The organism is Streptomyces sp. NPDC030799 (assembly GCF_055572255.1).
In genome coordinates this window covers 131,763-150,088 of record NZ_JBVIDS010000013.1, presented here as the reverse complement: position 1 = coordinate 150,088, position 18,326 = coordinate 131,763, and the positions used below count along the sequence as shown (strand labels likewise).

At 71.8% G+C, this 18,326-nt stretch carries 15 protein-coding genes and 1 tRNA gene; 4 read left to right on the top strand and 12 right to left on the bottom strand.

The annotated features are described in order from the left end of the window. Nucleotides 1-110: 110 nt before the first annotated feature. The 7 genes from ACZ41I_RS30155 to ACZ41I_RS30125 form a co-directional block, all read right to left on the bottom strand. A complete protein-coding gene (locus ACZ41I_RS30155; RefSeq protein ID WP_363219567.1) occupies nt 111-614 on the bottom strand; it encodes a hypothetical protein in 504 nt (167 codons plus the stop codon). Nucleotides 615-740: 126 nt separating this feature from the next. Further along, nucleotides 741-1,346, bottom strand: a complete 606-nt coding sequence (gene pth, locus ACZ41I_RS30150; RefSeq protein ID WP_468515535.1) for an aminoacyl-tRNA hydrolase — start codon at nt 1,344-1,346, stop codon at nt 741-743. A 75-nt stretch (nt 1,347-1,421) separates the two neighbouring features. Then, a complete protein-coding gene (locus ACZ41I_RS30145; protein ID WP_468515534.1) occupies nt 1,422-2,015 on the bottom strand; it encodes a 50S ribosomal protein L25/general stress protein Ctc in 594 nt (197 codons plus the stop codon). A gap of 211 nt (nt 2,016-2,226) precedes the next feature. Then, the gene (locus ACZ41I_RS30140) at nt 2,227-3,207 is read right to left on the bottom strand and encodes a ribose-phosphate diphosphokinase (protein WP_351247694.1); all 981 of its coding nucleotides are present in this window, start codon (nt 3,205-3,207) and stop codon (nt 2,227-2,229) included. Between the two features lie 154 nt (nt 3,208-3,361). Further along, on the bottom strand, nt 3,362-4,813 hold the full coding sequence (glmU, locus tag ACZ41I_RS30135) for a bifunctional UDP-N-acetylglucosamine diphosphorylase/glucosamine-1-phosphate N-acetyltransferase GlmU (RefSeq protein ID WP_399774134.1): 1,452 nt from the start codon (nt 4,811-4,813) through the stop codon (nt 3,362-3,364). A 134-nt stretch (nt 4,814-4,947) separates the two neighbouring features. Further along, a tRNA-Gln gene (locus ACZ41I_RS30130) sits at nt 4,948-5,018 on the bottom strand. Between the two features lie 11 nt (nt 5,019-5,029). Then, nucleotides 5,030-5,902 carry a hypothetical protein gene (locus ACZ41I_RS30125; RefSeq protein WP_468515533.1) on the bottom strand — a complete coding sequence of 291 codons (873 nt, stop codon included), beginning with the start codon at nt 5,900-5,902 and terminating at the stop codon, nt 5,030-5,032. A 166-nt stretch (nt 5,903-6,068) separates the two neighbouring features. Here ACZ41I_RS30125 and ACZ41I_RS30120 point away from each other — a divergent pair, with 166 nt between their 5' ends. After that, complete coding sequence (locus ACZ41I_RS30120) at nt 6,069-7,376, top strand: sensor histidine kinase (RefSeq protein WP_468515532.1); 1,308 nt, start codon at nt 6,069-6,071, stop codon at nt 7,374-7,376. Nucleotides 7,377-7,463: 87 nt separating this feature from the next. Here the strand turns inward: ACZ41I_RS30120 and ACZ41I_RS30115 are convergent, their stop codons facing one another. Beyond that, on the bottom strand, nt 7,464-7,997 hold the full coding sequence (locus ACZ41I_RS30115; protein ID WP_399774127.1) for an SUKH-3 domain-containing protein: 534 nt from the start codon (nt 7,995-7,997) through the stop codon (nt 7,464-7,466). 82 nt (nt 7,998-8,079) lie between these two features. Beyond that, complete coding sequence (locus ACZ41I_RS30110; protein WP_363219560.1) at nt 8,080-8,595, bottom strand: YwqJ-related putative deaminase; 516 nt, start codon at nt 8,593-8,595, stop codon at nt 8,080-8,082. A gap of 274 nt (nt 8,596-8,869) precedes the next feature. On the opposite strand from ACZ41I_RS30110, the gene ACZ41I_RS30105 reads away from it, so the two are divergent. The 3 genes from ACZ41I_RS30105 (at nt 8,870) to ACZ41I_RS30095 (ending at nt 14,330) form a co-directional block, all read left to right on the top strand. Beyond that, entirely contained in the window at nt 8,870-9,910 is a 1,041-nt protein-coding gene (locus ACZ41I_RS30105) for an SMI1/KNR4 family protein (RefSeq protein ID WP_363219559.1), read from the top strand. Nucleotides 9,911-9,920: 10 nt separating this feature from the next. Then, the gene (locus ACZ41I_RS30100; protein ID WP_468515531.1) at nt 9,921-13,157 is read left to right on the top strand and encodes an SUKH-4 family immunity protein; all 3,237 of its coding nucleotides are present in this window, start codon (nt 9,921-9,923) and stop codon (nt 13,155-13,157) included. A gap of 285 nt (nt 13,158-13,442) precedes the next feature. Continuing rightward, nucleotides 13,443-14,330, top strand: a complete 888-nt coding sequence (locus ACZ41I_RS30095) for a cellulose-binding protein (RefSeq protein WP_468324499.1) — start codon at nt 13,443-13,445, stop codon at nt 14,328-14,330. Between the two features lie 78 nt (nt 14,331-14,408). Here the strand turns inward: ACZ41I_RS30095 and ACZ41I_RS30090 are convergent, their stop codons facing one another. From ACZ41I_RS30090 to ACZ41I_RS30080, 3 genes are all read right to left on the bottom strand, one after another. Beyond that, nucleotides 14,409-16,055 (bottom strand): sodium/solute symporter, encoded by a 1,647-nt coding sequence (locus ACZ41I_RS30090; protein ID WP_468515530.1) that lies wholly within the window; start codon nt 16,053-16,055, stop codon nt 14,409-14,411. After that, nucleotides 16,052-16,552: a DUF485 domain-containing protein gene (locus ACZ41I_RS30085; protein ID WP_468515529.1), complete on the bottom strand. Its 501-nt coding sequence runs from the start codon at nt 16,550-16,552 to the stop codon at nt 16,052-16,054. Before ACZ41I_RS30085 ends, ACZ41I_RS30090 begins: the two co-directional genes overlap by 4 nt. Before the next feature lie 356 nt (nt 16,553-16,908). Next, nucleotides 16,909-18,321: an MFS transporter gene (locus ACZ41I_RS30080; protein WP_399774112.1), complete on the bottom strand. Its 1,413-nt coding sequence runs from the start codon at nt 18,319-18,321 to the stop codon at nt 16,909-16,911. Nucleotides 18,322-18,326: the final 5 nt, after the last annotated feature.

Sequence of the window (18,326 nt, the reverse complement as noted above, 5' to 3'; positions counted from 1 at the left end):
ACGGGGAAGATGTGGAGGGGGCGGTACAGCTTCCAGCCACGCCCGACAGCCGGTCAAGCACGAACAGGCCACGAACAGACCCCCCACAGACGTGAAGAACGCCCAACCCCTCACAGAGTCACGAAAGCAGCCGTCAGCAGCGCCATCCCCGCCCCCGCCAGCACCCACCCGGCCCGCGTCAGCCGCATCCCGCCCGCCACCACCACCGACGCCAGCAGCAACGCCCCGCCGAACGGCACCCACGCGTACAGGATCCCCGCCGGGCCCGAGCGCACCGCCACCGCCGTACCCGGCTTCAGCACCACGTCGTACGTCCGCCCCTTGCGCACCGCCACCGACTGCCCGAGCTCCACACGCGCGCGTGCCCGCGCCCCCTGCGACGCCGGCGTGAACGGCCCCGTGCAGACGTCCCCCGCACACCCCGTCACCCGCACCGTGCCGGTCTCCCGGCCCTTGGTCAGCATCACGTGCTGCGCGGTCCCCCAGGAACCCCACACCCCGCAGAACAGGATCAGCGCGGCGAGCGCACCCATCGCCGCGACCCGCCCGAACCGCAACGCGGTCACGGAGGCCCGGAGAGCGGTGGCGGCAGTGGCAGGCATGGCCGGGATCATTGGCCATCACCGTACGACCGGTCAACTCGTCCGGGAGGCAAAGCCGTACAAGTCGGCAGTTGTACGTCCCGTACGTCAGGAGTACGGGACCTCAGGAGTACGGGAGCTCGTCAGCGGTGACCGGCGTCAGGAGTTGTACGCGCTCTGCGCCCGCTCCAGCCCCTCCGTCACCAGACACTCCACCGCATCCGCCGCACGGTCCACGAAGTAGTCCAGCTCCTTGCGCTCCGCCGACGAGAAGTCCTTCAGCACGAAGTCCGCCACCTGCATACGACCCGGCGGACGCCCGATCCCGAACCGCACCCGGTGATAGTCCGGCCCCATCGCCTTCGTCATCGACTTCAGACCGTTGTGCCCGTTGTCCCCGCCGCCCAGCTTCAGCCGCAGCACCCCGTAGTCGATGTCCAGCTCGTCGTGCACCGCCACGACATGCGCCACCGGCACCTTGTAGAAGTCCTTCAACGCGTTCACCGGACCACCCGACAGGTTCATGTACGACATCGGCTTCGCCACAACCACCCGCCGGCTCCCCGGCCCCGCCGGACCGATCCGCCCCTCCAGCACCTGCGCCTGCGCCTTGCCCGCCCGCTTGAACTTCCCCCCGATCCGCTCCGCGAGCAGGTCCGCCACCATGAACCCGACATTGTGCCGGTTCATGGCGTACTCCGGCCCGGGATTCCCGAGCCCGACGATCAGCCAGGGGTCAGTACTGGCGGGGGTGGTCACGTCCATCTCTCCTTGATACGCGCCAGCCGCCGCTCCCGGCGAGGGAAGCAGCGGCTGAACAGTTGACGACGACGGCGAGGATCAGACCTCGGCCGACTCCTCGCCCTCGGCGGCCTCACCCTCGGTCTCCTCGGCCTGCGCGGCCAGGACCTGCAGGACGACCGCGTCCTCCTCGACGGCCAGGGTCACACCGCTGGGCAGGGTGATGTCCTTGGCGTGGACGGAGGCACCGGCCTCCAGGCCCTCGACGGAGACCGTGACGGCCTCGGGGATGTGCGTGGCCTCGGCCTCGACCGGCAGCGCGTTCAGGACGTGCTCCAGCAGGTTGCCACCCGGGGCCAGCTCGCCCTCGGCGTGCACCGGAATCTCGACCGTGACCTTCTCGCCACGCTTGACCAGCAGCAGGTCGACGTGCTCCAGGAAGCCCTTCAGCGGGTCGCGCTGCACGGCCTTCGGGATCGCCAGCTCGTTGGTCTTGCCGTCGATGTCCAGGGAGATCAGGACGTTCGGCGTACGCAGCGCCAGCAGCAGGTCGTGACCCGGCAGGGTCAGGTGCACCGGGTCGGAGCCGTGGCCGTACAGAACAACCGGAACCTTGTTGTCACGGCGGATGCGACGGGCGGCACCCTTGCCGAACTCGGTACGGGTCTCGGCGGCGAGCTTCACCTCGGACATGCGGATCACTCCTCGTAGAAAATCGGAACGGACGTGGTCACCCGGCCACGAACGGCCTGCTACGAAGAGCGCGTCGATAACGGACCGCCGTGCCCCCGTCCAGAAACGGAGTACGGCCTCCCTCGCCGAGCAACTTCGTCAGTTTACTCGGAGGAGGAGGCCGTACCCAAAAGGATCTTCAGCTAGCCCGCGTCACGCGCCTGCAGAAACCTCACTGCTCGTCGAAGAGACTGGTCACCGACCCGTCCTCGAACACCTCACGCACCGCACTCGCAATCGTCGGAGCGATCGACAGCACCGTGATCTTGTCCAGATCCCGGCCCAGCTCCGCCGGCGTCGGCAGCGTGTTCGTGAACACGAACTCACTCACCCGCGAGTTCTTCAGCCGGTCCGCAGCCGGACCCGACAGCACACCGTGCGTGGCCGTCACGATGACATCCTCCGCACCGTGCGCAAACAGCGCATCGGCCGCGGCACAGATGGTCCCACCCGTGTCGATCATGTCGTCGACCAGCACACACACCCGGCCCTTGACCTCACCCACGACCTCGTGGACGGTCACCTGGTTCGCCACGTCCTTGTCACGCCGCTTGTGCACGATCGCCAGCGGCGCACCGAGCCGGTCACACCACCGGTCCGCCACCCGCACGCGACCCGCGTCCGGCGACACGACCGTCAGCTTGTTCCGGTCCACCTTGTCACCCACATAGTCGGCGAGCAGCGGCAGCGCGAACAGGTGATCCACCGGACCGTCGAAGAACCCCTGGATCTGATCCGTGTGCAGATCCACCGTCAGGATGCGGTCCGCCCCCGCCGTCTTCATCAGATCCGCGATCAGACGCGCCGAAATCGGTTCACGACCCCGGTGCTTCTTGTCCTGCCGCGCGTAACCGTAGAACGGCACGATCACCGTGATGGAGCGGGCCGACGCACGCTTCAGCGCGTCGATCATGATCAGCTGCTCCATGATCCACTGGTTGATCGGAGCCGTGTGGCTCTGGATCACAAAGCAGTCCGCACCACGCGCCGACTCCTGGTAACGGACGTAGATCTCACCGTTCGCGAAGTCGAAGGCCTTCGTCGGGACGACCCCGACACCCAGCTGCTGGGCGACCTCCTCGGCAAGCTCGGGGTGGGCGCGGCCGGAGAAGAACATCAACTTCTTCTCGCCGGTCGTCTTGATCCCGGTCACAGCACAGTCTCCTCAGAGGTTGTCTCAGCCAGCCGGCTCCGTCTGCGACCTCCCGTCTGGGCATGAGAGGCCGAACCAGCTGGTAGGGGTGCGGGTGCACGCGTGCGGATGTGCACTTATCACGGTACGCCGACTTTGGCGCACACGATTCCGCTCAGTCCTCGTCCTGGCCCCTCCGGGACGCCGCCTCGGCCGCCTTCGCCGCCGAACTCCCCGGACGCTTCCGAGCCACCCAACCCTCGATATTCCGCTGCTGACCGCGGGCCACGGCCAGCGAACCGGGTGGCACATCCTTCGTGATCACGGACCCGGCAGCGGTGTAGGCACCGTCCCCGACCGTGACAGGAGCCACAAACATGTTGTCCGAACCCGTCCGGCAATGCGACCCCACCGTCGTGTGGTGCTTCTCCTGACCGTCGTAGTTCACGAACACACTCGCCGCCCCGATGTTCGTGTACTCACCGATCGTCGCGTCACCGACATACGACAGATGCGGCACCTTGGTGCCCTCACCGATCCGGGCGTTCTTCGTCTCGACGTACGTCCCGATCTTGCCCTTGACCCCCAGCCGCGTACCCGGACGCAGATACGCGTACGGCCCCACACTCGCCTGCGCGCCCACCACGGCCCCGTCGGACACCGTGTTGTCCACCCGCGCCCCCGCACCGACCTGCGTGTCCTTCAGCCGGCTGTTCGGCCCGACCTCGGCACCCTCACCGATGTGCGTGGACCCGATCAGCTGCGTGCCCGGATGAACGACCGCGTCCCGCTCGAAGGAGACGGTCACGTCGACCCACGTGGAGGCAGGATCCACGACGGTGACCCCGTCCAGCATCGCGGCCGTCAGCAGCCGGTCGTTCAGAATCCGGCGCGCCTCGGCCAGCTGCACCCGGTTGTTGATCCCGGCGATCTCCCGGTGATCGGCCGCCACGGAGGCACCGACGCGATGCCCGGCCGCCCGCAGGATGCCGAGCACGTCCGTCAGGTACTCCTCACCCTGGCTGTTGTCCGTCCGCACCTTCTTCAGCGCGTCCGCCAGCAACTGCCCGTCGAACGCGAACACCCCGCTGTTGATCTCCCGGATCGCCCGCTGGACGTCGGTGGCGTCCTTGTGCTCCACGATCGCCGTCACCGCACCCGTCGCCTCGTCCCGCACGATCCGCCCGTACCCGGTGGCGTCCGGAACCTCGGCGGTCAGCACGGTCACGGCGTTGCCGTCGGCGGCGTGCGTCCCGGCGAGCTGCTTGAGCGTGTCGGCGGTCAGGAGCGGCGTGTCCCCGCACACGACCACCACGGTCCCGTCGACGGCCCCGCCCAGCTCCTCCAGGCCCATCCGCACGGCGTGCCCGGTCCCGTTCTGCTCCGCCTGTACGGCGGTCCGGGTGGCCGGGTCGATCTCGTTCAGGTGCGCGGTGACCTGCTCACGGGCATGCCCCACGACGACCACGAGATTCTGCGGGTCCAACTCACGGGCGGCGGCCAGCACATGGCCCACGAGGGAGCGGCCGCAGATCTCGTGCAGGACCTTCGGTGTGGCCGACTTCATACGGGTGCCCTCACCCGCTGCGAGAACGACGACGGCTGCCGGGCGAATGGCGCTGCTCACGGGGTTGCCCTTCGGCTGTGGGTGAGTGGGGGTGACAGCCGCAGGATACCGGGGTGTTTCCGGGGGGACATGGGAGCGGGCCCTGTCGGGCTTTCGCCGGTCAGGACCCGAACCTAGGTTTTGTGTGCTGGGGGCTCCCGGAGAAGGATTCGAACCCTCATTCAACGGACCAAAACCGTTTGTCCTGCCCTTAGACGATCCGGGATGGTTTGCGCGTTATGTCCGATTTGGCTGATCGGCTTCGCGTGCGGCCTCCACTATGCCGTACCAAGAGCCTTCGATGCGACGGTACAAGTCCGCCCCTTTCAGGACTTTGATCACGAGACAGCCTCGGTAGTTGTCGCCGGTGTTCTTGCGGATCGTCTTCGGGTTGTGCTTCTTGACGGTGGTCTTGTTGAAGGAGCCGGAGGAGGCGCCGACGAAGTCTGCCCAGTAGCGCTCGGCTGCTGCGATGTCTGCCGTCTCGTGAATCATCACCGTGAACCGCAGGCGGTCACGTTCCACCCCCAAGAGGTCCAGCCAGGCCAGGAACACCTCGATCATCCCGGGGTCACTGTTGACGAAGGCGACGTTTTCTCGACGGTCGTACGGCTTGTCCTTGCCGCCCTCGGCCCAGTACAGGCCCACGCCCACCAGGAACAGCTCACGCGTCGACAAGCCGCCGATCGCCAGCTTGGCTTCTTCTTTCATGCGCCGACGCTCCTCGTCCCGGAGGCGCAGCTTCTCTTCCCAACCCTTGCGTGCGATCGCTGCCGCCTGCTCAGGGCTGCGGCTGCGCTCGGGCCTCGGCAGATCCCGTACCCACAACGACACCGAACTCCGCGAGCACCCCAGCTCCGCCTCGATCCGGTCGTAGGTCCACCCCTGGAGCCGTAGCTCCCGGGCCTTGGTCCGGAGGTCGTCCTTCGCCCTCGGGCGCTTGGTCCATTCCGGCGGCGGTTCCCCCTTCACCAGCTGGTTGAGGATGTCGTTGTTGAAGATCTTCAGCTCGTCCCGGATCTGCCGGAGGCTGTGGCCCGCCCGGCGCAGGGCGACCGCCCGGTCCCGCAGGCTCTCGAAGTCGGCGTACTTGCCCGGTGCATGTGTCATACGCATACCGTCCGGCCGGAATGGGGCGTTCCGGGGTCGAACAGGAGGGGTTCACCAGTTCGAGGGATACCGGTGGGTTTCGAGGTCGTTCGGTTACGGAGTGTGGTGCGTGGCGGTAGGGGAAAGTCACCGGAAAAGGCCTGGCTGTCGCCCGTAGGCTGGAGGTATGACCACGACGGGGGAAGAGCGGACCGGGGCCCTGACCGGGCCCTGGTGGTGGGCCAGGTGGCGCAGTGCGGTGCTGGACGGGGGTCTCGCGCTGGTGTCGGCCGTGGAGTGCGGCGCGGAGGGGATCCCGTTCGCCAGGGATGCCGGGATTCCGGTGTCGGTGGGGATCGTTTTCGGTCTGATCGCCGGTTCTGTGCTGCTCGTGCGGCGGAAGTGGCCGATCGCCGTCGTTCTCGTGGCCATTGCGATCACGCCCGCGCAGATGGGGTTTCTGCTGGGTGTCGTCGGCCTGTACACCCTCGCCGCGTGTGAGCTGCCGCGGCGGATCATCGGGGCGCTGGCGGGGATGTCGCTGGTGGGGACGGCGGTGGTGACGTTCGTGCGGGTGCGCCAGGACATGGCGCGGGGGGACCTGACGCTGGGTGACTGGTTCGTGCCGTTCGCGGCGGTGACGACGGCGTTGGGGCTGACGGCTCCGCCGCTGCTGCTGGGGTTGTACGTGGGGGCTCGGCGGCGGTTGATGGAGAGTCTGCGGGAGCGGGCGGACAGTCTGGAGCGGGAGCTTCAGTTGCTCGCGGAGCGGGCGGAGGAGCGGGCCGAGTGGGCCAGGAACGAGGAGCGGACGCGGATCGCGCGGGAGATGCATGACGTGGTGGCGCATCGGGTGAGCCTGATGGTCGTGCATGCGGCGGCGCTTCAGGCGGTGGCGCGGAAGGACCCGGAGAAGGCTGTGAGGAATGCGGCGCTGGTGGGGGACATGGGGCGGCAGGCGTTGACGGAGTTGCGGGAGATGCTCGGGGTGTTGCGGGCGGGGGAGGATGCGGGGCGGCGTGCGCAGGCGGTGCCGTTGGCGGGGGTGGGGGAGGCGGCTGCGGCTGCGGCTGCGGCTTCTCGGGTGGCGGTGGAGGAGGGGCCGTGTCTGTCGGAGTTGGAGGAGTTGATCGGGCAGTCGGCGGCGGCGGGGATGGTCGTGGATCTGTCGGTGGAGGGGGAGGTGCGGTCGTATGCGGCTCGGGTGGAGCAGACGGCGTACCGGGTGGTGCAGGAGGCGTTGACGAACGTGCACAAGCATGCGGCGGGTGCGAAGACGCATGTGCGGTTGGCGCATCGGGTGTCGGAGATCGCGATGCAGGTGGAGAACGAGCCGCCGCCGGAGCCGGGGTCGGCGTCGGCGGCGGGGTTGCCGTCGGGTGGGAACGGTCTGGTGGGGATGCGGGAGCGGGTCGTGGCGCTGGGCGGGGTGTTTGTGTCGGGGCCGACGGATGCGGGGGGTTTCCGGGTGTCGGCGGTGATTCCGGCGGCGTGAGTGCGGTGTCTGAGCCGGGGGGTCTGAGCGCGGTGTCTGAGCCGGGGCTGAGCGAGGTGTCTCAGTCGGCGGTCTCGGTGCGGTGTCTCAGCCGGCGGTGAGGCGTACGGGTTCGATGCCGGTGATGAGGGTGGCGAGGGCGTGGTCGATGTCGGGGCCGACGTACCAGTCGCCGGTGTGGTCGAGGGTGTAGACGCGGCCTTCGGTGTCGATGGCGAGGGTGGCGGCGGTGTCGGTTTCTTCGCCGAGGGGGCAGAGTTCGGTGCCGAGGGCGCGGCCGAGGTCGCCGAGGGTGCGGGCGTGGTGGAGGCCGTGGAGGGGGTCGAGGTGGAGGGTGGCGGGGGCGATCTGGCGGCCGGGGCCGTTGGGGGTGATGGTCAGGCCGCCGAATTCGGCCCAGGCTTCGACGGCGGCGGGGAAGACGGTGTGCCGGTGTCCGGCGGGTGAGGTGTGGTCGCGCAGGGCGTCGGCCCAGATTTCGGCCTGCTTTATGTCCCAGCGTCCGGGTTGCCAGCCGGCGGCGCGCAGGGCGGCGTCGACGAGTACGGGGAAGCGGGCCGGGCCGGTTCCGTGCTCGTGGCGGGTGGCGGGCTTGGGGGTGGTGGCGTGGTCGGGGTGCATCTGCCCTTCGTTCGTCTCGTGCGTCGTGCGTGGTTCGTCGTGCCGGCGGTGTGGTGCGGTGTATCGGGATTGACGGTGGTGGTCAGCCGTCGGTTGCCGTGGGGTCGACGATGCGGACGCCGAAGTGGGCGCTGAGGGCGGTGCAGGCGCGGCAGGGGGTGGCGAAGCTGCCGTGGAGGGGGTCGCCGTCCTCGCGTATGCGGCGGGCGGTGAGTTTGGCGTGTTTGAGTGCTTTGCGTGCTTCGCTGTTGGTCATGGGTTTGCGGGCGGCGCGTTTGCTGCGGGTGGCGTCGGCGGCGGTGAGGTGCCGGGAGATGAGGATGGTTTCGGCGCAGCGGCCGGTGAAGCGGTCGCGTTCGCTGCTGGTGAGGGCGTCGAGGAAGTCCTGGACGAGGGGGTGCAGGGCGGGTGGCTGGTCGCTGCGGGCGGCGGTGCCGGTGAGGGTGGCGCCGCGGACGGAGAGGGCGGCGGCGACGGTGGGCAGGATGCCGTCGCGACGGTGGCGGAGGGTGGGGGTGGGGGGTGTGTCGGTGCCGCTCCAGTCGATGCGTGGGTCGCCGGCCCGCACGTCGGTACCTCCGGTTCGCAAGGTGCTCATGATCTTTTTCCCCTCCCCGGGTGTTCCCCGGCATCCCCCGAAGGACACAGGGTGCCAAATGCCGTGGCGGGTGCGGAAGCTGGGGCGGCGCGACACGCCCGGGTCGGGGGTGGGTGGTCACGGTGGGGTGACGGCTGGTCACGGAAGCGGAGGGCTGGTTTCCTCCGGGATGCGGTGGGCCGGTGACCGGGGTTCGTGTACCGCATAGGCTGTCGCCGTTCGCGATCGACACCGCCGATTGAGGCCAGAGAGAACGCCGCAGGGGGCTACCGCCATGACGACAGGTCGGCTCGGGCTGGGGACACCGCCCAGCGGCCAGGCCGGGGGACAAGCCGTGCCGCCGAACGCGGCCTATGCCGGGCAGGTCGTGCATTTCCCGGATCCGGTGCGGGCGGCGCGTCACCCGAGAGGGGTACGGGTCGATGAGCGTGGTTACCCGGATTTCTCTCCGTACGCGCGCGTGGCGGTGGAGATCGCCGAGCCGCCGGAGGGTTTCGGTGTCGACGAGTTGCGGCTGACGGACTATGTGTCGGCGAACGCGGCACTGGCGGCGGCGGAGCACGAGTTGTGGGACACGGTGCCGGATGTGGCGACGCCGCACGGCTGGACGTGGCATCACGTTCCGGGTACGCGGCGGCTGGAGCTGGTTCCGGTCGAGGTGAAGGCGTTGTTGCGGCATCACGGTGGGGTGGCGACGGCGTCGGTGGACCACGGCAAGCGGGGGACGCGGCCGTTGCAGGAGACGCGGCCGGCGCATTTCGGGCTGCCGAAGTCGGGTGTGGCGGTGTCGGAGGCGCAGGTGCAGGGCGTCGAGGAGGATTTGGGGTACCGGCTTCCGGGCGCCTACCGCTCGTTCCTGAAGGCGGCGGGCGGGTGTGCGCCGGTGGGTACGGCGCTGGACGCCGAGTTGGGTCTGCTGCTGGACCAGCCGTTCTTCACGGTGCGCGACGAGGCGGCGGTCAACGACCTGGTGTACGTGAACAAGTGCCTGCGTGACCATCTGACGAAGGATTACCTCGGGGTGACGTTCGTGCAGGGCGGGTTGCTCGCGGTGAAGGTGAAGGGCGAGCGGCCCGGTTCGGTGTGGTTCTGCGCGTACGACGACGTGCGTGATGTGGATCCGTCGTGGTCGCCGGCGGAGCGGGTGGAGCGTCTGCTGCTGCCGTGCGGTGACGACTTCGACGCCTTTCTGTCACGGCTGGCGGGCAGTCCGCCGGAGTTGGAGACGGTGGCGAATCTGATGGTCGACGGCGGCTTCGCCCGTGTTGTTCCGGTGTCTTCCGGTGCGGCGTCGTCCGGCCCGGTGGGGGAGTGAGTTTCAGGCGATGGTGACCTATGCGCAGGCGCAGGAGCGCGCCGAGGAGTGGATCAACGGTGACGTGCCCGCGTACCAGCATCGTGAGGTGCGGGTGCGGGAGTTCGAGCTGGGTTTCGTGGTGTGGGGTGAGGACCGGGCGGAGGGGCCGCGGGCGGACGCGGGTGCGCAGCGGCTGGTGATCGCCCGGGACAGCGGTGAGGCCACGCTGTGGCCGGCGCTGCCGGTGGGTGAGGTGATCCGCCGGTACGAGGAGGAGTACGGCCGTGCCGATGGGCCGCAGGACGCGGTTCCGGCGCCGGCGGCCGCCCGGGTGGACCTCAATCAGACGTCGTTCCTGCTGACTCCTCCGGAGTGGCTGCAGGAGGCGGCGGACAAGCTGGGGATCGGGGATCGGGGGGCCGGGACCGGGACTGGGGCCGGGGCTGGTGCGGGTGTCGGCGCTTCGGGCGCGGGGTCCGGTGCTTCGGGCGTGGGCGCGGGCGCGGGTTCCGGGGACGGTGCCGGTTCGGAGGCGTCCGGTGCCGGTGGCGGGGCTTCGTCCGGTGGGGCGGGGTTGGCGGAGACGCAGGGCGGGGTGCCGGCGGTCGCCTCCGGGGTGTCCGGGGCGACGGGTGGGGCGCAGGGCGGGCCGGGTGCGCCGGGCGCCTCCGGTGGGCCCGGGGCGCCTGCTCCGCACGGTGCGCCTTCCGCGGATGTGCCGGTGGGGGCCACGCCCTGGGCCGGTACCGACACGAACGCGGGTTCCGGTGAGGACGACCGTTCGGTGCCGTTGCCCGCGACGGTGTTCGCGCCGCCGCTGAGCGACTCCGCCGACGAGGCGCCGACGCCGCCGGTGAGCGCACCGGATGCGAAGACGGCGCTCATGTCGGGGGGCAGCCAGCTGCCGCCGACGGCGGTCGCTCCGGCGCTCGACTCCACGAACGCGCCGGGCGCGCAGGGCTTCCCGCCGGGCGCTCAGGGCGGCCCGCCCGCTCCTGGTGGTGCGCCTGGGGCGCCTGGCATCACGTACACGCCGGGCGCGCCCGGTGCACCCGGGGCGCCCGCTGCTCCCGGTGCGCCGGCTGTTCCGCAGGGCAGTACGCCCCCGCCGCCGCCCGGCACGCCGCCGTACGGCCACCCGCAGCCGCCGGCGGCTCCCGGCACGCCTGCGCCGGGCGTACCCGCGTACCCGCCGGCGCCCGGAGCTCCGTTCCCGCCCCCCGCCGCTCCAGGTGCGCCGGGCGCGCCGCAGGGCAACACGCCCCCGCCGCCGTCCCCGGGCGTCCCGACGTACGGCTATCCGCAGGGTCCCGGCGCCCCGCAGGCTGCCCCTGGTTACGGCTACCCGCAGGCGCCGGGTGGTGCGGCGGGCGCGCCGCAGCCGCCGGCCGACACGGGTGCGTCCGCGCGTCATCTCGCGCCGAACGCAGGGGACATCGCGGATGCCGCGACGAGCAAGGCCGCGCCGCCGCCGAAGAAGGCGCGCGGTGGAGTGGGTGCGCCGCCTCCGCCGCCGAGCGCTCCTGGCGCGCCGGGCGCGCGCTCGGGGGGTGCGGCGACGCCGCCCGCGCCGGGTGCGCCTGCCGGTGGATATGTGCCGACGCAGCTGGTGTCGGCGCTCGGACCGGAGGGACCCGGCGGCCCGGGTGGCGCGGAAGGGGTGCAGGCGCCGGGCGCGCCGAATGCTCCGGGCGCCCCCCAGCCGCCTGCCGCCCCTCCCGGCAGCGTGCACCATGCGGCCACGATGCTGGCCGACCCCAGCCAGTTGGGCGGGGGCGCGCCGCAGCCGCCGGGTGCCCCGGGTGTTCCGGGTGCGCCGGGCGCGCAGGGTGGTCCTGGCGCTCCGGGCATGCCGAATCCGCCCGGCGCTCCTGCGGCTCCGGGTGCCCCGGGCATGCCGCCCGCGCCTGGCGCGCCGCAACCTCCGGGCGCCCCCGCAGGCCCCGGTGCCCCCGGCACACCGCCGCCGCCGAGCGCCCCTGGTGGTCCGGGCGCGCCCGGCGCCCCCGGCGCTCCCGGAGGCGGGCGCGGGACCGTGCATCACGCGGAGACGGTGCTGGCGGCACCGCCCGTGGCAGGTCCGGGCGCACCCCCGCCGCCGCCCGCCCCCGGCGCACCCGGTGCGCCGGGCGCTCCCGGCATGCCTCCAAGTGCTCCGGGTGCTCCCGGCATGCCTCCGGGTGTTCCGGGCGCTCCGGGTGCGCCGCAGCCGATGGCGTCGGGTGCGATGCCGCCGCCGGGCGCGCCGGTTCCGGGGCAGCCGCCCGCGTACGGGTATCCGCAGCAGGGGCAGCCGACGGTCGGGCCGGGCTATCAGGCGGTGCTGCGCTACCGCGCGCAGGACGGTTCGGAGCAACAGCTGATCCGGCGTTCGGCGCCGGGCACCCCGCACCCGGAGTGGCAGATCTTCCACGAGCTGCGGGCGATGAACGTGCCGCCGGACCAGGTGCTGGAGCTGCACACGGAGCTGGAGTCGTGCGAGCTGCCGGGCGCCTACTGTGCGCGGATGATCCGGGAGCAGTGGCCGCAGGCGCGGATCACGAGCATCGCGCCGTACGGCACGGACCATGCGAGCCGGCAGCAGGGCATGCAGCAGTTGCTGGCCCACCAGGGCGAGTTGCACCAGGTGGCGGACGGCCCCGCGCGGCCGGCGCCGGTGCGGGCTCCGCTGCCGCCGGTGCAGGCGGCGCCGCCGATCCCGCCGGAGGGCATCGGGCAGGAGCTGGCGGCGGTGTTCGGGCCGGGGGTGTTCCGGTTCGAGCAGCAGGCGGTGTCGCGGCAGGGGGTGCCGCCGGTGGTGGCGCACACGCTGGTGGTGGCCGGTCTGCCGGTGGACATGGGCCCGTTCTTCTGGGCGCAGGCCCAGCCGGGCCGCCCGGTGCCCACGCTGGCGGAGCTGGCGGCCGAGCGCGGGGTGCAGCCGGCGGCGGACGCGGGTTCGTATCTCGTCATGGGCACCGACTTCGGCAAGGCGGTCTGTGTGCAGTACGGGACGGCGAACATCGTGGCCGTGCCGGTCGAGGCGGGGCCGGGCGGGGCTCCGGTGCCGCCGCAGTTCGTGAACACGGGGCTGCCGGAGTTCGTCCGCTGCCTGGCCCTGCTGGGCCGGATGTGGCGGCTGCGGTACGGGCTGAACCAGGAGCAGGCGGGCCGTTGGACCGTCGACTTCCAGGCGCAGCTGGCCGCCCTGGACCCGGCGGCGCTCGGTTCGCCGGAGAGCTGGTGGTCGGTGCTGCTGGAACAGATGTGGGACGGGCTGCTGTAGGGACGCCCACCGCACGGGAACACAGTCGTGGCCCTCCCGCGTGCGTGAAGGGCACGACGCTTTTCCGGTCGTGCTTCTGGTCGTGCCGGTCGGCCGAACGGGTGGCCGCGGCCGTGCTCTCCGGTCGTTCCGGGGCGGCGGATTCGCTGCACTCCGGGCGTGAGATGCGCGAGCGTGAGCCTGATGCGACCGCGGAGTGTCGCGTTATGTACGGTTACGTCCCATCCATCAAGATATGCGCGAAATCATTCTGTCGTGTATGTCCGGTGGAGAGGGGTTCCCAGGGTGAGCAGTGCATCGGAGTCGCCGCACGGCTTTGTGACCGTCCGGGGGCGCGGCTACCGCACCGATCAGGTCGACGCCTACCTGGAGGCGTTGTCGTACGACCGCGATGCCGCGTGGGAACGTGCCGCGCGGCTGACCGTGCTCGCCAAGGACATGGAGGCGGAGGCCGCGCGGATGCGCGAGGTCGTCGCCCAGCTTCCGCCGCAGACATACGAGTCGCTCGGGGGGCGCGCACGGCGCTTGTTCCAGCTCGTGCAGGAGGAGGCGGCGGACCTCCGCGAGCGCACGCGGCGGGAATCGCAGCGGCAGATCGCGCAGGCCGAAGCGCGCGCCGACAGCGCACGCCGGAAGGCGCACGAAGCGGCGGACGCGCTCCGCGCGCAAGCGGACGAACACGCCCGCCGGCGGCTGCTCTCCGCGCGCGCCGAGGCCGACGGCATCCGCGTCAGGACGCGGCGCGAGGTGAGGAGAGGACGCGCGGAGGTGCTCGCCGCGTTGCGTGAAGTGCGGCAGCGCTCGACCGGCTTGACCGCCCAGCTGTCCCGGGAGCAGGCCGAGCGGTGGGCCGAGGTCGAGCGTGAGGAGGCCGAGCGGATCGCAGCCCTGGATGCCCGGTATGCCGAGCGGATGAGCCGGGCCGAGGCGGCGCTGGCCGACGCCGAGCGGGTCTTCGCCGAGGCCGAGGAGTTCGCGCGCCGCACCCAGGAGGACGCGTGCGCGCGCGCCGCCGACATCATCGCCGACGCGCGCGTGCACGAGGAGCGCATCGCCCGGGAGACCGAACGGGTGTTGCGGGAGCACGGTGATGCCTGGGACGACGTGCGCGCCCACATGGACGAGGCCCGCAGCAACCTGATCTCCCTGACGGGAAGAACGGCGCTGGAATGACCACCCGGGCCCGCGCCCTGGCCGTCGTCGCCGGTCACCGCCGTGGCTGCCGCGCCCAGCGGGCCGGGCGCGGCGCGGTCACCCTCCCTCCCGCACCGCCCCCGCCAGAATGCGGCCTTCCACCGCCTCGTACTGGTGGCGTTGCTGTTCCGCCTCGGCGCGGCCGGAGAGCACCGTGCCCAGCCAGCCGAAGAGGAAGCCGGCCGGGATGGAGACGATGCCGGTCGTGGTGAACGGGAACCAGTTGAAGTCGGCGTGCGGGAAGGCCGAGACGGGTGAGCCGGAGACCAGATTGGTGCCCGGCATCAGCAGCAGCACGGTCAGCGAGCCCCCGATCAGCGTGCTCAGCAGCCCGCTGCGGGTGTAGCGGCGCCAGAAGAGCCCGTAGACCAGGGCGGGTGCGATGGCCGAGGCGCCCAGGCAGAAGGAGAGCGTCACGAGGGGCTGCAGGCTGTGGTGCTGCACCAGCGTGGCCAGCAGGATCGTCGGCACGCCTGTGGCGAGCGCCGAGATGCGGGCCAGGGCCATCTCGCGCCGGGCCGGCATCTCCTGCACGCGGGCCGCGAACACGTCGTGTGCGAGGGAGTTGGCGCAGGCGAGGATCATCCCGGCCACCGACGCGAGCAGGGTCAGGAAGATCGCTGTGGTCACCATGGTGAACAGGAAGGTCTCCGCGTTCGACACGTTTGCGCCGAACGCCGCCCGGGAGCCCAGCAGATAGGCGGTGTTGCCCTGCGGGTCGGCCCCGGCGATCACGGCGCGGCCGACCAGTGCCGTGGCGCCGAATCCCACCACCATGATGATCAGCACGAACAGGGCGACGATCGACACCGCCCAGGACATCGAGCGGCGTACCTGGCGGGCGCTGGAGGCGGTGTACATGCGCATGGTGATGTGCGGCAGGACGCCGCCGCCCAGCACCACGGTCAGCTGCGAGGCGATCATGTCGAGGCGGGACCTGCCGGAGGTGCCGAACTCCAGCCCCGAGTGCAGGAAGGCCGGTCCGGCGCCGCTCTGCCGTGAGGCCGCGGTGAACAGGGCGCCCGGGTCCCAGTCGAAGCGGTGCAGGATCAGTACGGCGACCACGGCGCCCGAACCGACCAGCATCACGATCTTCAGGATCTGGATGAGCGCGGTGCCCTTCATGCCGCCGATCGCCGCGTAGGCGATCATCAGGGCGCCGAGTCCCATGACGCATCCGGTCTTCAGCGACTCGTTGGAAAAGCCCAGGATGAACGCCATGAGCTGCCCGCATCCGGCGAGTTGGACCAGCATCAGCGGCAGCAGGGCGGCGATGGTCACCGCGCAGGCCGTGATGCGCACACAGCGGCTCGGCAGCCGGCGGGCCAGCGCGTCGCCCATGGTGAACCGGCCGGCGTTGCGCAGCGGTTCGGCCAGCAGGAACATCAGCAGCATCAGCGACAGCGCCGTACTGAGCGCGAGGACGACGCCGTCGTAGCCGCACAGGGCGATCACTCCGCCGGTGCCGAGGACGGTGGCCGCGGAGATGTAGTCGCCGGCGATGGCGAGGCCGTTGCGCAGTGGGGACAGGGAGCCGTAACCGGTGTAGAACTCGTCGAGGTCGTCCCGGTCGGGGCCGGTCATCACACAGAGCAGCAGGGTCACCGTGGCGACGGTGGAGAAGGCGACCAGGGACATGGCCTGGCCCGAGCCGCTGAAACCGGTGAAGCCTCCGACGGCCGGGGTACCCGTGGCAGCGGTCATCGGGTCGCTCCTCGGCGTGCGTCCAGTTCGGTCTCCTTGCGGATGCGGTCCGCGAGCGGATCGACGTGCCGGCGCGCGGTGTGCTCGTACAGGGCGATCGCCAGCCAGGTGACGGGGAGTTGGAGCAGGGCGAGCAGCAGGCCGGTGGGGATGCCGTCGGCGAAGGTGCGCGTCATGACGCCCGGTGCGCACGCGGACAGGACCAGGAACAGCGTGAAGTAGCCCAGCGCGGTGAGCGTGGCGGTGCGCCGCTGCCAGCGGTAGGCGCTGCGCAGCACGCGCAGATCGCTGTGGTGGCCGAGGGGTTCGCGGGGCGGGCGGTGACCCGGGCGGGGCGGCTCGGGCGGCGCGGGCTGCCAGGGGTAGGTGTACGACGGCGGGGACGGGGCGTACGACGGCTGGGCGTAGGACGGCGGGGGCGGGGCGTACGACGGGTGGGCGTAGGGCTGTTGGGCGTAGGGCTGTTGGGGTGGGGTGTGCGGCGGGTCGTAGGACATCCCGGGGCTCCTTGCGTGGCTCGGGTCCGTGGCGGCGGACCGCAGGGAGGTGGGGGGAGCGGAGCCACGCACGCTACCCGCGCGGTCCGGGGCCGCGCGGGCTTTTCACCGAACTGGCCGGTCGGTATGCGCTTACTGCGCAAAAACGCGTCTGTCCTCGGGTGTCACCCGCAGGGGCCGAGCCCGTCGGGTGGGCGGGCGCGGCGCCGGTGAAGGGGGACAGCACCTGGGCCGGCGGGCTGTCGGTCGGCATGTCCGTCTCCTGCTCCTTGAAGCTGCCGTCCTCCTTGAAGCTGTCGTCGCCGGCCCGGCGGGAGGGTGGCTGCCCGCCGGGCCGGACCGTGGCCGACCGGTGGTCAGTGGCGGCGGGGCAGACGCAGGGCTCCGGCGAGGGTGAGCAGTCCGATCACGGCGAGGGCCGCGAAGGCGGTGGTGTAGGAGCCCGTCGAGGCGCCGTGGGAGCCGTGGCCGGCGGCGCTGAGCTGGATGGAGGCGAGCAGGTTGACGCCGACGGCGGCACCGATGTTCCGGCACAGGGTGACGGCGGCGGTGTAGGCGCCGAGCCACTGGGCCGGGGCGGTGTTCTGGGTGTGGACCAGGCTGGTGGTGGCTACGAACCCGGTGCCGAGACCGGCCAGGGACTCGCCGGCGACGGCCAGCGGCAGCGAGTGGGCGGCGCCCGCGGCGAGCAGCGCGGGGCCGGCCGCCAGCAGCAGACCGCCGATGGCGGCGGTGGCGCGCGGGCCGAGGCGCTGCAGCAGGCCGCCGCACACGGCCGAGCCGACCACCCAGCCGAGCGCGCCGGTGATGACGAACAGTCCGCTCTCGGTCGCGCCGGCCGCGCCGCCCGCGGTGAGGGCCAGCGGCAGCAGGGTCACCGAGGCGTACAGCACGGCGGCGGCGCCGACCGCGAGCAGCCCGGAGACGCGCTGGTCGCCCTGGGTGGCGAAGGCGGACGGGACCAGGGCCGCGGCGGGGCGGCGCCGGACCAGGACGATGTGCGCGGCGAGGCCGAGGAAGGTCACCAGGGCGAGTGCGACGACGTAGGGGGCGCGCACGTGCAGGGCGGGCGCCTGGATGAGCAGGAGCAGACCCCCGAGGCCGGCCGCGAAGGACAGCAGTGCGCCGGGGCTGATCACGCGCGGGGCGGTGGCCGGGGCGGCGGGCACCTTGCGGACCAGTACGGCGGCGACGGCTGCCAGCGGCAGGTTGAGCAGGAAGATCCAGCGCCAGCCGACGGTGGCCTGGGCGGCCGTGCCCAGTGCGGGTCCGGCGACGGCGGCCAGGCCCCACACCGAGGACAGCATGCCCTGCATACGGCCGCGTTCACTGGCGTCGAAGGCCTGGCCGATCAGCACGTAGGTCAGCGCGGCGACGGCACCGGCGCCGATGCCCTGGGCCGCGCGGGCGATGATCAGCAGGGGCATGGTGTGCGCGGCGGCGACGCCCGCGGAGGCGGCGGCGAACACGGTGAGGGCGGCCAGCATCGCCCGGCGCCCGCCCCAGCGGTCGGCGGCCGCCCCGGCGACCGGTGTGACGAGCACACTGGCCAGCAGGAACGCGGAGATCAGCCAGGAGTACAGATCCTGGCGGCCGAGCTGGCCGGCGATGGTCGGCAGCAGCGAGCCGACGACGGTGGAGTCGGCCGCGGCGAGGAACAGGGAGAGCAGGACACCCGCGAGCAGCGCGGTGCGGCCGGCGGGGGCCGCGGGCGGCTCGGGGGCGGGCGGGGCCGTGGTGGCCGGCCGGGGGGCGGTCGTGTGTGACATGTCGG